The sequence below is a fragment of the Amycolatopsis sp. NPDC051716 genome, from assembly GCF_040681595.1.
Taxonomy (GTDB): domain Bacteria; phylum Actinomycetota; class Actinomycetes; order Mycobacteriales; family Pseudonocardiaceae; genus Amycolatopsis.
This window is the reverse complement of record NZ_JBFAZA010000030.1, coordinates 49705-65112: the sequence shown is the minus strand read 5'-3', so window position 1 is coordinate 65112 and position 15408 is coordinate 49705. Positions and strand designations below refer to the sequence as shown.

General features: G+C 72.4%; 12 protein-coding genes. All 12 read right to left on the bottom strand.

Features of this window, described 5'->3' with window-relative positions; genetic code table 11:
- Positions 1-69: 69 nt before the first annotated feature.
- The 12 genes from AB0M30_RS33520 to mraZ all read right to left on the bottom strand — a co-directional run bounded on the left by AB0M30_RS33520 (position 70) and on the right by mraZ (position 14951).
- Positions 70-906 (bottom strand): FtsQ-type POTRA domain-containing protein, encoded by an 837-nt coding sequence (locus AB0M30_RS33520; RefSeq protein WP_364592151.1) that lies wholly within the window; start codon positions 904-906, stop codon positions 70-72.
- Between the two features lie 4 nt (positions 907-910).
- Positions 911-2308 (bottom strand): UDP-N-acetylmuramate--L-alanine ligase, encoded by a 1398-nt coding sequence (gene murC / locus AB0M30_RS33515; RefSeq protein WP_364592148.1) that lies wholly within the window; start codon positions 2306-2308, stop codon positions 911-913.
- Positions 2301-3425, bottom strand: a complete 1125-nt coding sequence (gene murG / locus AB0M30_RS33510; protein ID WP_364592145.1) for an undecaprenyldiphospho-muramoylpentapeptide beta-N-acetylglucosaminyltransferase — start codon at positions 3423-3425, stop codon at positions 2301-2303. The genes murC and murG overlap by 8 nt, the downstream gene beginning before the upstream one ends.
- Positions 3422-4933: a putative lipid II flippase FtsW gene (gene ftsW / locus AB0M30_RS33505; RefSeq protein ID WP_364592142.1), complete on the bottom strand. Its 1512-nt coding sequence runs from the start codon at positions 4931-4933 to the stop codon at positions 3422-3424. Before ftsW ends, murG begins: the two co-directional genes overlap by 4 nt.
- Entirely contained in the window at positions 4920-6326 is a 1407-nt protein-coding gene (murD, locus tag AB0M30_RS33500) for a UDP-N-acetylmuramoyl-L-alanine--D-glutamate ligase (protein ID WP_364592139.1), read from the bottom strand. The genes ftsW and murD overlap by 14 nt, the downstream gene beginning before the upstream one ends.
- 2 nt (positions 6327-6328) lie before the next feature.
- Positions 6329-7411 (bottom strand): phospho-N-acetylmuramoyl-pentapeptide-transferase, encoded by a 1083-nt coding sequence (mraY, locus tag AB0M30_RS33495; protein ID WP_013228040.1) that lies wholly within the window; start codon positions 7409-7411, stop codon positions 6329-6331.
- Entirely contained in the window at positions 7408-8910 is a 1503-nt protein-coding gene (gene murF, locus AB0M30_RS33490; protein ID WP_364592136.1) for a UDP-N-acetylmuramoyl-tripeptide--D-alanyl-D-alanine ligase, read from the bottom strand. The genes mraY and murF overlap by 4 nt, the downstream gene beginning before the upstream one ends.
- Complete coding sequence (locus AB0M30_RS33485) at positions 8907-10451, bottom strand: UDP-N-acetylmuramoyl-L-alanyl-D-glutamate--2,6-diaminopimelate ligase (protein WP_364592331.1); 1545 nt, start codon at positions 10449-10451, stop codon at positions 8907-8909. The genes murF and AB0M30_RS33485 overlap by 4 nt, the downstream gene beginning before the upstream one ends.
- Positions 10452-10694: 243 nt before the next feature.
- Complete coding sequence (locus AB0M30_RS33480) at positions 10695-12620, bottom strand: penicillin-binding protein 2 (RefSeq protein WP_364592133.1); 1926 nt, start codon at positions 12618-12620, stop codon at positions 10695-10697.
- A complete protein-coding gene (locus AB0M30_RS33475) occupies positions 12620-13351 on the bottom strand; it encodes a hypothetical protein (protein ID WP_364592130.1) in 732 nt (243 codons plus the stop codon). The genes AB0M30_RS33480 and AB0M30_RS33475 overlap by 1 nt, the downstream gene beginning before the upstream one ends.
- Positions 13348-14301, bottom strand: a complete 954-nt coding sequence (gene rsmH, locus AB0M30_RS33470; RefSeq protein ID WP_364592127.1) for a 16S rRNA (cytosine(1402)-N(4))-methyltransferase RsmH — start codon at positions 14299-14301, stop codon at positions 13348-13350. The genes AB0M30_RS33475 and rsmH overlap by 4 nt, the downstream gene beginning before the upstream one ends.
- Positions 14302-14519: 218 nt before the next feature.
- On the bottom strand, positions 14520-14951 hold the full coding sequence (gene mraZ / locus AB0M30_RS33465; protein ID WP_014467434.1) for a division/cell wall cluster transcriptional repressor MraZ: 432 nt from the start codon (positions 14949-14951) through the stop codon (positions 14520-14522).
- Between the last annotated feature and the right edge of the window lie 457 nt (positions 14952-15408).

The window sequence follows — 15408 nt, the reverse complement described above, 5'->3', positions numbered from 1 at the left end:
CCTCATTCTCGTATGCTGTACGAGATCGTACGGCATACGAGAACCCCGGTGCACGCGAAAAAGGAAACTTCAGGAGGTGATGGTCGGCAGTTCCGGCGCCGCGACGTCGTAGACCTTGCCGTCCTGGGTCAGGAGGGCTGCCAGGACCTTGGCCTTGCGGTCCGTCTGCTCCGCGGTGCCCCAGCGGACGATCTTCCCGTTGGCCAGCGTGAACTCCACGCTCGCCGGCGTCTTCGCCGTCGCCGTCGTGACCTGCTTGAGGAGCTGCTCCGGGATCACCCCGAGCACCGCCGTCACCGCGCGCGTCACCGGGTCGTCCGCCGACACCTTCGGCAGCTTGAGCTCCGGCAGGCCCGGCGGGCGCGCCGCGACCGTCTTGAACACCACGCCACCGCCGTCGACGAGGTGGACGCCGTCGCCGCCCGGGCCGCTGTCGAAGAACGCGATCGCCGTCCGCTCGGTCACCGTGATCTCGACCGTGTTCGGCCACGAGCGGGACACCTCGACCGTCGCGATGCCCGGCATCCCCGCCACCCGGTCGCGGATCTCGTCGGTGCTCAGCCGCAGCATCGGCTTGCCGGCCGGGACCGCGGCCGCCGTGCGGATCTGGTCGGCCGGCACCGTGCGGGAGCCGCTGACCGAGACGTCCTGGACGCCGAGCATCGAGCTGAAGAACAGCAGGTAGACCAGCGCCACCACGGTGAGCACGGACAGCAGCGCGACCCACCGGCGACGGATCTCCACCTGCCGGTTGGGCCGGGCGCGGGCGCTCGGCTTGGGCCGCGCGGCGCGGGTCCGGCGGCGCTCCTCCTCGGAGCGCCGCCCCCGGCGTTGCCGGGCCAGGGCAGCGCGGTCCGGGAGCTCCTCTTCGGAGGACGGACGGCGGTGTTCCCTGGTCGGACTCATGGCCTCAGCGCTTGTCCAGCTCGGCGAGGATCTCCGGGCCCAGCTGCGTCACGTCCCCGGCGCCCATGGTCACCACCAGGTCACCGGGCTTGGCCAGCCCGGCGGCCAGCGGCGCCGCGACGTCGAACGCCGGCTCGTAGTGCACCGCCGCGGTCACCCGGTCGGCGATCAGCGCGCCGGTGACCCCCGGCTCGGGCTCCTCCCGCGCGCCGTAGACGTCCAGCACGACGACCTCGTCGGCGAGCGACAGCGCCTCCGCGAACTCCACCGAGAACGTCTTGGTCCGCGAGTACAGGTGCGGCTGGAACACCACGATCACCCGCCCGGACCCGGCCGCCGTGCGCACCGCGCGCAGCTGCGCGGCCACCTCGGTCGGGTGGTGGGCGTAGTCGTCGTAGACGCGGACGTCGCCGGCCCGGCCCTTGAACTCGAACCGCCGCCGCACGCCGCCGAACGCCGCGAGCCCGTCGACCAGGCCGGACACCGGGGCACCCAGCTCGATCCCGGCCAGCAGGGCCGCGATCGCGTTGAGCGCCATGTGCTCGCCCGGCACGGCGACGCGCACCGAAACTTCCTCGCCGGCCAGCTCGAGCCGCACGACACCGCCGTCCGGCGCCGGGACGTACTCCAGGATCCGCGCGTCACCCGGACCGGTGGCCGTACGGCCGTAGCGGCGCACCCGGACCCCCAGGTCGGCCGCCTGCCGGCCGAGTTCGTCCGCCGCGGGATCGTCACCGCAGACGATGAGCAGGCCGCCCGGGACGATCCGGCTCACGAACTCGGTGAACACCTTCGTGTAGGCCTCGGCCGTGCCGTGGTGGTCCAGGTGGTCCGGCTCGACGTTCGTCACGACCGCGACCGATGGCGAGTAGGTCAGGAACGAGCCGTCGCTCTCGTCGGCCTCGGCGACGAACACGCCACCCTCGCCGTGGTGGGCGTTGGCGCCGGACTCGTTGAGGTCGCCGCCGATGGCGAACGACGGGTCGAGCCGGCAGTGCTGCAGCGCGACGGTCAGCATCGACGTCGTCGACGTTTTGCCGTGCGTGCCCGCGATGCAGGCGACGCGGTGGCCTTCCATCAGCCCGGCCAGCGCCTGCGCCCGGTGCAGCACCGGGATGCCCGCGGCCCGCGCCGCGGCCAGCTCGGGGTTGGTCTCCTTGATCGCCGTCGAGACGACCACGGCGGACGGCGGCTCCGCGAGCGCGGAAATGTTCGCGGCGCTCTGGCCGACGAACAGCTCGGCACCCTGGGCGCGCAGCGACAGCAGCGCGCGCGACTCCTTGGCGTCCGAGCCCGACACGAAAGCGCCCCGGGCCAGCAGGATCCGCGCGATGCCGGACATGCCGGCGCCGCCGATCCCGATCAGGTGCGCCCGGCGCAGTTCTTCAGGCAACTCAGGCACCAGCGGCCTCCAGAACGATGCGGGCGAGGGTCTCGTCGGCCTCGCGGTGGCCCATGCCGACCGCCGCCGCACCCATCTTCGCGACGCGGTCGGCGTCGGTGACCAGCGGGACGACCAGCTCGGCGACCTTGGCCGGGCTGAGGTCGCCGTCGAAGACCATCAGCGCGGCGCCGGCGTCGACGGCCGGCCGGGCGTTGCTGGCCTGCTCGCCGTTGCCGATCGGCAGCGGGACGAACACCGCGGGCAGCCCGACCGAGGTCACCTCGGCGACGGTCATCGCGCCCGAGCGGCAGATCGCGACGTCGGCCGCGGCGTAGGCCAGGTCCATCCGCTCCAGGTACGGCACCGGCAGGTACGCCGGCTTGCCCGGGAACTCCTGGACGACCAGCGTGTTCTTCGGCCCGTGCGCGTGCAGGACGCCGACACCGGCGTCGGCGAGGTCCTTCGCCGCGCCGGACACGGCGGCGTTGATCGACTGCGCGCCCTGCGAACCGCCGAAGACCAGCAGCGTCGGCGCGTCCGGGTCCAGGCCGAAGTGCGCCCGCGCCTCGGCCCGCAGCGCGGCCCGGTCCAGCGTGGTGATCGACCGCCGCAGCGGGATCCCGACGACCTCGGCCTTCGGCAGCGGGGTGCCGGCGACGGCGACCGCGACGCGGCGGGCGAACCGCGCGCCGACCTTGTTCGCCAGGCCCGGCGACTGGTTGGCTTCGTGCACGACGATCGGGACGCGCCCGCGCGCGGCCAGGTAGGCGGGCAGGGCGACGTACCCGCCGAAGCCGACGACGACGTCCGCGCCGACGCGCTCCAGCACCTCACGGGTCTTGCGGACCGAGTCGCGGACCTTCAGCGGCAGCTTGACCAGCTCCGGCGTCGGCTTGCGCGGCAGCGGCACCGGCGGGATCAGCTCCAGGGGATAGCCGCGCGCCGGGACGAGCTTGTTCTCCAGGCCGCGCTCGGTGCCGAGCGCGACGACCGTCGCGTCCGGGCGCAGCCGCATGACGGCGTCGGCCAGGGCGAGGGCGGGTTCGATGTGTCCTGCGGTGCCACCTCCGGCGACCACGACCACGGGCCCCTTGCCCGCGGCGGCTCGCTCGGTTCCCTTGACGGGCTTACTCACCTATGACCTCTCCGGTTCGCGGTACTCCGGGTACCACGGCTCGCTGTTGTCCGCGCGGCCCCGCCGCGAGACGTGCTCGTGCGGGCCGCGCTCGTCCGTGCCGCGCTGCGGCGCACCGGTTCGCGGACCGACCTGCGTCGTTCCTGAGCCGGGGCGGGCCGGGCCGCACGGGGCGCCGGCCTGGCCGCCTTCGCCCCACTCCGCCCCGCCGCCTTGCGCGTGGCGGGCGGACGGTACGGGTCGGGCGCGGGCAGCCGCAGCAGACGCCCGAATTTACCCGGCCCCTGTGTGCGCAGCGCGGCCACCGCCTCCGGTTCGTGCCGGGCGGCGTTCGCGAGCACGCCCATGATGAGCATGGTGATCACCAGCGAGGTGCCACCGTAGGAGATCAGCGGCAGCGTGACGCCGGTGACGGGCAGCAGGCCGACGACGTAGCCGATGTTGATGCCGGCCTGCGCCACGAGGAACACCGTCAGCGTGCCGGAGACGATCCGGATCCACGGGTCGATGTTGCGGGTGGCGATCCGCAGGCCCACGACGGCGACCCCGCCGAAGAGGACGAGCACGACGACGCAGCCGATCAGCCCGAGCTCCTCGCCGATCACCGCGAAGATGAAGTCGTTCTGCGCGTTGGGCAGATAACCCCAGTTGGATGCGCCCTGGCCGAGGCCCTTGCCGAGGAAGCCGCCGTCGGCCAGGGCGAGCTTGGCCTGGTTGGCCTGGAAGCCCTCGGCGCTGACGTCGGCGTCCGGCGAGAGGAACGACATGACCCGGGCGAGCCGGTAGGGCGCGATGACGGCCAGCACGAGCACCCCGGCCAGGCCGCCGGCGAGAATGACGCCGAACAGCCGTTTCGGGGCGCCGGCGAACCAGAGCAGCGCCAGCAGCACCACGGCCAGGGTGACCGTGCCGCCGAGGTCGGGCTGCAGCATGACCAAGGCGAACATCAGCAGCGCGATCGGCACCACCGGCACCAGCAGGTGCCGCCACTGGTGGATCACGTTGTACTTGATGACCAGGATGTGGGCGCCCCAGAAGGCGAGCGCGACCTTCGCGGCTTCGACCGGCTGGAAGGTGAACTCGCCGAGCTTGAACCAGCCCTGCGAGCCGTTGACCTCCGAGCCGAGCGGGGTGAGCACCAGCACCAGCAGGGCGAGGCAGATCACCGTCGCGGTGGCCGACATCCGCCGGATCCGCTCCAGCTTGACCCGCAAGCCCAGCCAGAAGACGACCGAGCCGAGGGCGACGAACACCAGGTGCTTGACGAACAGCGAGTACACCCCGCTGCCGGTCTTCGGGTTGTAGGAGGTGACCGACGACGCCGAGAGCACCATGACGATGCCGATGACGGTGAGCACCCCGGTGAGGGCGAGCACGAGGTGGAACGACGCCAGCGGCCGCGAGAGCCACGCGGTCAGCGCGGTCCGGAAGGCGACGAAGCCGCTCTCCTTGCGCTCGCGGCGCGGCCGCTTCGGCGGCGTTTCCGGCTTCTTTTCAGCTGTCGTCACTCGGCTCCCCCGCTGCGTCGTCGCGGAGGACACGCACGGCCGCGGCGAACGCGTCGCCGCGCTCGCCGTAGCTCGAGAACATGTCCAACGACGCCGCGGCGGGTGCCAGCAGCACCACGTCACCGGGTCGGGCCATCGCGCTGGCCGCACTCACCGCCGCAGTCATGGGTTCATCGTCACCCGGACGGAGGCTGTTCACCGGGACATCCGGCGCGTGTCGCGCAACCGCGGCGGCGATCACGGGTGAATCGACGCCGAGTAGCACAACTCCGCGGAGCCGGCCTGCGATGCTGCTCACCAGCTCGTCGACCGACGCGCCCTTGAGCTGGCCCCCGGCGATCCACACGATGCTCGCGTGGGCCCGCAGGGACCCGGCGGCCGCGTGCGGGTTGGTCGCCTTCGAGTCGTTGACGTACCGCACCCCGGCCACCTCGGCGACCTCGGCGGCCCGGTGCGGGGCCGGCTGGTACTCGCGCAGGCCCTTCACCACGGCGTCGGCCGAGACGCCGTGCGCGCGGGCGAGCGCGGCCGCGGCGAGGGCGTTCGCGACGTTGTGCGGGCCGGCCGGGCGCACGTCGGAGAGCGTGGCGAGTTCCTCGGCGCTGTTCACCGGGTCGGCGACGAAGGCGCGGTCGACCAGCAGGTCCTCGACCACGCCCAGCTCACCGGCGCGCGGGGTGTCGAGCTGGAAGCCGACGCGGCGGGCGCTCTCCGGAGCGTGCTCGGCGGCGATCCGGGTGGACCAGTCGTCGTCGGCGTTGTGCACGGCGACCTTGGCACGGGTGTACACGCGCCCCTTCGCGGCCGCGTACTCGTCCATCGAGCCGTGCCAGTCGATGTGGTCCTCGGCCAGGTTCAGCACCACGGCGGCGTCCGGCGCCAGCGTCGAGGACCAGTGCAGCTGGAAGCTCGACAGCTCCACGGCCAGCACGTCGTACCCCGCGCGGACCGCGTCGAGCGCCGCGTAGCCGATGTTCCCGCAGGCCACGGCGTTGCCGCCGGCGGCCTTGAGGATCGATTCGAGCATGCCGGCGGTGGTCGTCTTGCCGTTGGTGCCGGTGATCACCAGCCACGACGGCGGGTGCTCGCGCAGCTGCCCGACGCGCCAGGCCAGCTCGACGTCGCCGATGATCTCGACCCCCGCCTCGGCCGCGGCCACGAGCAGCGGCGACGTCGGCCGCCAGCCGGGGCTGGTGACGACCAGGACGACGTCGGCGGGCGGCTCGGCCAGGCCCGGCACCAGCTCGGCGCCGAGGCCCTCGAGCTCGGCCAGGCGCTCGGCGTTGCCGTCGGTGACGGTGACGCGCGCACCCAGCTCGACCAGCACCGGGACCACCGACTTGCCGGTGACCCCGGCCCCGGCGACGAGAACGTGACGACCAGCGACGTCCATGGTCAGCCTCCGAGGCCCAGCTGCTCGCTGTAGAACAGGCCGAGCCCGAACATGCAGCAGATCGCCGAGAGCAGCCAGAACCGGATGATCACCGTGGTTTCGGCCCAGCCGGCGAGCTCGAAGTGGTGGTGGAACGGCGCCATCCGGAACAACCTTCGCCGGGTCGTCCGGAACACCGCGATCTGCGCGACCACCGAGATCATCTCGACCATGAACAGGCCGCCGATGACGATGGCGAGCAGCTCGGTGCGGGTCGTCATGGACAGGCCGGCGACCAGGCCGCCGAGGGCCAGCGAACCGGTGTCGCCCATGAAGATCTTCGCCGGGGCCGCGTTCCACCAGAGGAAGCCCACGCAGGCGCCGGTCGCCGCGGCGGCGACCACGGCCAGGTCCAGCGGGTCACGGACGTCGTAGCAGGCGGCGGCCGGCGCGTTGGCGCAGGACAGCCGCTCCTGCCAGAACGAGATCACGACGTAGGTGGCCAGCACCATCGCCGCCGCGCCACCGGCCAGGCCGTCGAGGCCGTCGGTGAAGTTGACCGCGTTCGACCAGCCGGAGATCACGACGTAGCAGAAGATCACGAAGATCACCGAGGGGAAGGTGATCAGCGCGAGGTCACGGACGTAGGAGAGGCTCTCCGACGCCGGCGTGATGCCGTGCTGGTTCGGGAAGTTCAGCGCCAGCACCGCGAACGCGATGGTGACGACCAGCTGCCCGACCAGCTTCGCGGTCTTGTTCAGCCCGAGGTTGCGCTGCTTCCGGATCTTGATGAAGTCGTCGAGGAACCCGACGATCCCCAGGCCCACCGCGAGCATCAGCACGAGCAGCCCGGAGGCCGTCGGCGCGCCGCTGCGGGAGTTGAACATCCAGTTGATCAGGTGCGCGGCGAAGTACCCGACGACCATCGCGATGATGATCGCGACACCGCCCATGGTCGGGGTACCGCGCTTGGACTTGTGTCCCTGGGGGCCTTCCTCGCGGATCTCCTGGCCGAAGCCCTGCCGGGAGAAGACCCGGATCAGGTAGGGCGTCAGCATGATGGAGACCAGCAGGCCCGCCGCGGCCGCGATCAGGATGCTGATCACGCGTCACCACCGTTCGAGCGATTCTCGGAGTTGTCGGTTTCCCGGGGTTCGAGCAGGGCCTCGGCGACCCGCCAGAGGCCGGCGGCCTTGGAGGCCTTGACCAGCACCACGTCCCCGGGGCGGAGCTGATCATGCAGCAGGGCGGCGGCGGCCTCGACGTCGGGTACCAAAGTGGATTCCTCGCCCCAGGAGCCTTCCTGGTGCGCGCCCTGGTGCATGGCCGCCGCCTCGGGCCCGATGACGACGAGCTTGGCGATGTTGAGCCGGACGACGAGCCGGCCGATCTCGTCGTGGGCGGTGACCGAGTCCGCGCCGAGCTCGCCCATCACGCCGAGCACGGCCCAGGAGCGGCGGCCGGTTTCCCGGGTCATCGCCGCGAGGGCCTTCAGGCCGGCCCGCATCGACTCGGGGTTGGCGTTGAACGAGTCGTTGAGGATCGTGACGCCGTCGGCCCGGGTGACGACCTCCATGCGGCGCGCGGAGCGCCGTTCGAGGGCCGAGAGCCTCGCGGCGATCTCGTCCGGCGTCGCACCCAGCTCCAGCGCGACCGCCGCGGCCGACAGCGCGTTGCCGACGTGGTGCTCGCCGTGCAGCGGCAGCCGGACGCCGGCCTCGCCGGCCGGGGTGATCAGCCGGAAGGAGGCGCGGGCCTCGTCGTCGAGGGTGATGTTCTCCGCGCGGATCTGCGCCGAGGGGCTCTCGCCGACGAACACCACCCGGGCCTTCGTGCGGCTCGCCATGGCCGCGACCAGCGGATCGTCGAGGTTGAGCACCGCGACGCCGTCTTCGGGCAGGGCCTCGACGAGCTCGCCCTTGGTCTTCGCTATGCCTTCGCGCGAGCCGAACTCGCCGACGTGCGCGCTGCCGACGTTGAGCACGACGCCGATCTTCGGCGGGGCGATCTCCGCGAGGTGGGCGATGTGGCCCGGGCCCCGCGCCGACAGCTCCAGCACGAGGTGCTTCGTCCCGGCGTCCGCCCGCAGCGCCGTCCAGGGGTGGCCGAGCTCGTTGTTGAACGACCCGGGCGGCGCGATCGTCGGGCCGAGCGGCTCGAGCAGCTGCGCGATGACGTCCTTGGTCGAGGTCTTGCCGGAGGAGCCGGTGACGCCGACGACGGTCAGCCCGCCCTCGGCCAGGCGCTGCACGACGTACCGGGCGAGCTTGGCCAGCGCGGCCAGCACCGCGGCGCCGGAGCCGTCCTTGTCGCCGGTCAGCGCGACCGACCGCTCGTGGGCCTCGCCCGCGGCGAGCGGCGGGACGACGATCGCGGGCGCGTCGACCTCGCGGGCGGCCAGCACGGCCACGGCGCCGGCCTCGACGGCCCGCGCGGCGAAGTCGTGGCCGTCGACCTTCTCCCCCGGCAGCGCGACGAACAGGCCGCCGGGCGTGAGCTCCCGGGTGTCGAACTCCACGGTGCCGGTCACCTGCGCGCCCGGGTCGGCGCGGTGCAGCCGGCCGCCGACGACGCCGGCGATCTCGGCCAGGCTGAGCACGATCACACACTCACCTCGAGTTTGTTGCGGATGGCCGCGGCCAGCTCGTCGCGGTCGGAGAACGGGTGCACGACGCCGCCGGCCTCCTGGCCGGACTCGTGCCCCTTGCCGGCGAGGAAGACGATGTCGCCCGGCTCGGCGAGCGAGACGGCGTGCGCGATGGCCTCGCGGCGGTCGCCGATCTCGATGATCTCGCCACCCTCGGCGGGCCCGACCGCGCGGGCGCCGGCGAGCATGGCGGCCCGGATCGCCGCCGGGTCCTCGGAGCGCGGGTTGTCGTCGGTGACGATCAGGACTTCGCTGCGGCGGGCCGCGGCCTCGCCCATCATCGGGCGCTTGGCGGTGTCCCGGTCGCCGCCGCAGCCGAGCACGGTGATGATCCGGCCCTCGGTGCGCGCCCGCAGCGCGTCCAGCCCCTGGGCGACCGCGGCCGGCTTGTGGGCGTAGTCGACGACGGCGGTGAACTCCTGGCCGACGTAGACACGCTCCATCCGGCCGGGGACCTGCACCTGGGCGAGCCCGGTGACGATGTGCTCCAGCGACACCCCGGCGGTGCTCAGGATCGCGGCCGCGAGCACGGCGTTGGCGACGTTGAACTCGCCGGGCAGCGGGATCCGGGCGGCCGCGCGCAAGCCGTCCGGGCCGTGCAGGGTGAACGTCTGCTCGCCCCGCGGGGTGGCCTCCAGGTCGGTGGCCTTCCACACGGCGTCGGTGCCCGGATCGGTGGTCACGGTGATCGTCTGCGGCGTGAGCAGGGCCTGCCCCCACGCGCTGTCGGCCACGACCACCTCGTGCGTCGAGCGGCCGTCGAACAGCAGCGACTTCGCGGCGAAGTACTCCTGCATGTCCTTGTGGAAATCCAGGTGGTCCTGGGAGAGGTTGGTGAACGCGCCGACCGCGAACCGGGTGCCGTTGACCCGGCCCAGCGCGAGCGCGTGGCTGGAGACCTCCATCGGCACGTGCGTGACGCCGCGCTCGAGCATCACCGCGAGCAGCGCCTGCAGGTCGGGCGCCTCCGGCGTGGTGAAGCCGCTGACCAGCCGCTCGCCCGCGATCCGGGTCTCCACCGTGCCGATCAGGCCGGTGGTCAGGCCGGCGGCCTGCAGGCCCGCGTCGACCAGGTAGGACGTCGTCGTCTTGCCGGAGGTGCCGGTGACGCCGAGTACGGACAGCTTCAGGGAGGGCTCGCCGTAGATCCAGGCGGCGATCTCGCCGAGGGCGGCCCGCGGATCGGCGTGGACCAGGATCGGGACGCCGGCGTCCCGCAGGGCGGGCCGCTCGGCGCCCGCGGCGTCGGTGAGCACGGCGACGGCCCCGGCCGCGACGGCCTGGTCGCTGAAGTCGGCGCCGTGGGCGCGGGCGCCCGGGAGGGCGGCGAAGAGGTCACCGGGCAGCACGTGCTGCGCACGCAGCGTGGTGCCGGTGACGGTGAGCTCGGCCGCGTCGGGCGAGCCGGCGATCAGGCGGGCGTCCGCCCTGGCGAGCAGCGTCGCCAGCGGGACCGGGTCGATGCGCGCGGGGCGGGGCGGCGCGGGGACCGCTTTCACCGGGCTTTCCGGCACCTGGGAACTGGACGAGGACACGGACACGGCCAAGAGGCTACCGGCGGGCGGTTCGGGCACCCGCACGCGGTACGGCGATTGCGTGCGGGCCGGGCACATGTGCTAAATGGCGTCACGGACCCTGTTGCGCCGCAAGGGTTTCCCCGGCGCCGGCCGATGTGGACGCTCGCGCGCCGAAGCCCCCTCGCGCGGTGCCGCGTGAGGGGGCTTTAACGGACAGTGCCTGGTCTACGGCGCGATGATGAGCGGAACCTCCGGCGAGGGACCGTCGGACAACGGGATCTGGTACCGCTGCGTCACGTACGACGCGATCGTGTGGAACAGCGGCGCGGCGGAGTGCCCGACCGGCAGCGTCGTGTCCGGCGCGTCCAGCCGGATCCCGACGACGAACCGCGGGTGGTCGGCGGGCAGGATGCCGGCGAAGGTGATGTTGTACAGGTGGTCGCTGTAGGCCCTCGTCCGCGGGTCGACCTGCTGACCGGTGCCGGTTTTGCCGGAGATCTGGTAGCCCTCGACCGCCGCCGTCGGCGCGGTGCCCTTCTGGACGCCCTTGCCGTTCTGGGCGACCGCACGCATCATGTCGCGCACCGTCTTGGCGGTCTGCGGGCTGACCACCCGGACCGACTTCGGGGCCGGCTCGGGCACGGTCGTGCCGTCCGGGTTCACCTTCGCCTTGACGATGCGGGGTTCGACGCGCACGCCGTCGTTGGCGATCGCCTGGTACATCCCGGCCATCTGCAGGATGGTCATCGACAGGCCCTGCCCGATCGGCAGGTTGCCGAAGGTGGTCGCCGACCACTGGCTGCGCGCGGGCACCGAACCCGCGCTCTCGCCGGGCAGGCCGACGCCGGTGCGCTGGCCGAGGCCGAACGACTTGAGCAGGTTGGCGTACCGCTCCTCGCCGATCTTCTGCGCCAGCAGCAGCGTGCCGATGTTGGAGGACTTGGCGAAGATCCCGGTGGTGGTGAACGTCTGGGTGCCGTGGGTCCAGGCGTCGTGCACCGTCTTGTCGGCCACCTGCAGCGCACCGGGGACCTCGACCGTGGACTCCGGGGTCGCGACGCCGTATTCGATCGCCCCGGTGGCGGTGACGAGCTTGTTGACCGACCCGGGTTCGAACGGCGTGGTGACCGCGGGATTGGCCAGGTCGTCGGTCTTCCAGGTGCTCTGGTCGTTGGGGTCGAACGTCTTGTCGTTGGCCAGCGCGTAGACCTCGCCGGTCTTGGCGTCCATGACGACGGCCTGCCCGCCCTTGGCGTGCGACTGCTGGACGTAGTCCGCCAGCTGCCGCTGCACCTCGTACTGCAGGTCGGAGTCGATGGTCAGCTCGAGGTCGGAGCCGGGGACGGCGGCCTGCAGGTCGCGCTCGGTGCCCGGGATGACGACGTTGTCGCTGCCGTTCTTGGTGTTGACCATCATCCGGCCCGGCATACCCGCCAGGTCGTTGTCGCGCAGCAGCTCGAGCCCGACGAGGCCGTGGAGGTTGTGCTTCGACACGTCCTGGTCTTCGGAGCGCCAGTTCGCGGCACCGACGATGTTGGCCGCCAGGCCGCCGCCCGGGTACTCCCGCAGCGCGCGCTTCTCGACGCCGATCCAGGCGAAGTGCTTGACGATGTCGGCGGCGACGGACGGCTCGACGTTGTTCACCAGGTAGGTGAAGGACGCCTGCTTGTGGAACAGGTCGAGCAGCTGCTGCTCGCTCAGCTGGTTCGGCACCTTGGCCGCGATGTACTTCGCGGCCGCGGCGGTCTCGGCATCGAACGTCTTCTTGGTGCCGGGGTTCTTCGTGGCGAAGTCGTCCATGCTCTTGTGCAGCGCCTTGAGGTTCACCGAGAGCGTGCGCACCTCGACGCTGAACGCCAGCTTCGCGCCGTTGCGGTCCACAATGGACCCGCGCTGCGCGGGGATGTCGATGGTCTGGGCACGCTGCCGCTCGGCCGCGGCCGAGAGCGCCGCGGCGTCGAACCACTGCACCTGCACCAGTTTCACGCCGGCGACGAGCAGCACGGCGACCAGCAGCAGCCGCACGGCGGAGAACCGGCTGCGGTGGCCGCCGTTGCCCCGCCGCGCGGCCGCGCTGCGGGTCCCGGCGGCGTACGTCCGCCGCGCGCTGCCCGCGGCGCGCGCGCGGGCCTGGCTGCGGCCCGAAGCCATCACTGGCCGCCTCCCGGCTGGGCGGGCGGCTGCTCCTCGGGCACGGCGGGCTGGTCACCCTCGATCGGCGCGCCCTGCTGCGACTGCGTGCCGGCGGCGGGCGCCGCGGGCGGTGCGGCCGGCACCACCGGGGTGTCCGCCTTGGCCTTCTTGGGATCGCCGACGAGCGAGGTCTTCCCGTCCGGGCCGACGACGATCCGCGCCGGGTCACCGCCGGGCACCATGCCCAGCTGCTGGGCCGCGGGGGCCAGCGAAGCGGGCGACTCGGCCTTGGCGACGTCGCGCTGCAGCTGTTCCTTCTGTTCGGCCAGGTTCGCGTTGGTGGTGCGCAGCTGCTCGAGCCGGTAGGAGTCGGCGATCGCCTGCGTGGTCAGCCACAGCGTGGTCGCCACCCCGGCGGCCAGCAGCGCCATCATCATCAGCACGAACGACGCGCGCGACTTCGGGAGCAGCAGCTTCAGCTCGAGCTTCGGCTTCACCGGCGGCTCGGCGGGCCGGACCTTCGGTTCCGGGCGCGCCTCGCGCTCCTTCAGCAGGTCGGCGCGCTGGGCGCGGCGCGCGTAGGCGCGCTCGGCCGCGGACGTGCGGCCGCGCGACCCGCGCCGGGGCGCGGCCTTGACCGGCGGCGGCGCGTGCGGATCCGGCTCGACGGTGGTCGTCGAGGTGCGGGCGGCCTCGCTGCGGTCTCGCGCCGGCGCGGCCCGGCGGCGGGACTTCGCGGGAGCGGTCATCGCGGCTCTCCGATCCTCTCTGCGGCCCGCAGCCGCACCGAGGCGGCGCGCGGGTTCCGTTCGATCTCCTCTTCGCCGGCCTTTTCGGCGCCGCGCGTCAGGAGCTTCAACTCCGGTCCGTGTCCCGGCAGCTCCACCGGGAGTCCTTCCGGGGTGCGGGACTTCGCGAGCTCGGCCAGTGCCTGCTTGACCAGCCGGTCTTCCAGGGACTGGTACGACTCGACGACGATCCGGCCGCCCACCTTCAGGGCGCCCAGCGCCGCCGGCATGGCGCGGCGGAGCACCTCCAGTTCGCCGTTGACCTCGATCCGCAGCGCCTGGAAGGTGCGCTTGGCCGGGTGCCCGCCGGTGCGGCGGGTGGCGGCCGGGACGGCGTCGTAGAGCAGTTCGACCAGGCGTCCGCTGGTGGTGAACGGCTCCTTCTCCCGCGCGGCCACGACGGCTTTGACGATCCGCTGCGCGAAGCGTTCCTCGCCGTAGTCCCGCAGGATGCGGATCAGCTCGCCGGGCGCGTAGGTGTTGAGCACGTCGGCGGCGGTGAACCCGGTGGTCGGGTCCATCCGCATGTCCAGCGGCGAGTCCTTGGAGTAGGCGAACCCGCGCTCGGCGCGGTCCAGCTGCATCGAGGAGACGCCGAGGTCGAACAGGATGCCGTCGGCCTTGGCGAGACCCACGCTGTCCAGGGTCTCCGGGAGCCCGTCGTAGACCGTGTGGACGAAATCGACGCGGCCGCCGTGGCGGGCCAGGCGTTCCGCGGACTTTTCGAGCGCGGCGGGGTCGCGGTCCAGCGCGACGAGCCGCAGCCGCGGGAAGGCCTCCAGGAGGGCGTCGGAATGCCCGCCGAGGCCGACCGTCGCGTCCACGAGGACGCCGTCGCGGTCGGTGAACACGGGAGTGAACAGCTCGACGATGCGGCTCAGCAGTACCGGGACGTGCTCGGGTGCCGTCATGGTGTTCCCTCCCCCTTTCTCGCCTGGGCGGCCCGGGGGAAATATGGCGGATGCCGTCAGGTCCCTGTCCGCCCGCTGCTGACCTGGTACCGGGGAAGGTGCACCAGGGCCATTGAGCGGACAGAGGCCTCACGGCATCCGGGTGGGCTTCCCCTCATCGCGCGGGCGGCGGCGAACCTCTCGTCCCCCGACGACGAAGGTGCACCGCGACCGCACGCCTAGAAGACGCCCGGCAGTACTTCCTCTCGAGCCTTCGCGTAGCTGTCTTCGTGCTCCTCCAGGTAGCCCTGCCACGCTTGGGCGTCCCAGATCTCCAGCCTGGTGATCGCCCCGATCACCACGCACTCCTTGCTGAGCCCCGCGTAGCGGCGGAGCTCGGGCGCGATGGTGATGCGCCCCTGGCCGTCCGGACGTTGCTCGTCCGTGCCGGCGAACAGGTAGCGCTGGTAGGCCCGAACCGCCTCGTTCGTGAACGGGGCCTCGGCGACCTTGCGTGCCATCTGCTCGAACTCGGCGCGGGGGAAGACGAAGAGGCAGTGGTCCTGCCCCTTGGTAAGCATCAGCCCACCCGCCAAGGCGTCACGGAACTTCGCGGGCAGCGCGAGCCGCCCTTTGTCGTCCAGTTTCGGGGTGTGGGTGCCGAGGAACACGGCCTCCACCTCCCTACCGCACCGAGGTGGCGGACCACCCCGAACGGCCACGGGGCTTCCCTTCCGCCCCACTGGCCACCACCGTACCCCACTTTTCACCACAGTCAACGCGACAAACGGGCAGACCACTCCGTCGTGTGTTCCGTTTGCGCAGGTCAGCCGGGTGGGGCCAGGTGGGGGGCGTGGTGGGGCACGGTGGCCAAGATCCCCCGCACCGGGGGCCGGAGCAACCTCAGCTGTCCCCCGAACGTCCGCATAACGGCCGCGAAAGAACCCTCACCCTTCCCAAGTGGGGCTCCGTGGGGCCAGTGGGTGGGTCAAGGTGGGGAACCCGGGGCGCCTCCGTGGGGGCCCGAAGGTGGGGGGGGGGGGGTGGGTTGGTTGGAGCGAACAGCGCGAAAGATTAATCTGAAAGGAACGGCGGGGGCCCCGCGCGGAGGGACCCCACCGGGCTGGG

Coding starts and splice junctions, on each gene's coding strand:
- AB0M30_RS33520 (WP_364592151.1), bottom strand. CDS start 906: ATGAGTCCGACCAGGGAACACCGCCGTCCGTCCTCCGAAGAGGAGCTC.
- murD (WP_364592139.1), bottom strand. CDS start 6,326: ATGGACGTCGCTGGTCGTCACGTTCTCGTCGCCGGGGCCGGGGTCACC.
- AB0M30_RS33480 (WP_364592133.1), bottom strand. CDS start 12,620: ATGGCTTCGGGCCGCAGCCAGGCCCGCGCGCGCGCCGCGGGCAGCGCG.
- AB0M30_RS33475 (WP_364592130.1), bottom strand. CDS start 13,351: ATGACCGCTCCCGCGAAGTCCCGCCGCCGGGCCGCGCCGGCGCGAGAC.
- rsmH (WP_364592127.1), bottom strand. CDS start 14,301: ATGACGGCACCCGAGCACGTCCCGGTACTGCTGAGCCGCATCGTCGAG.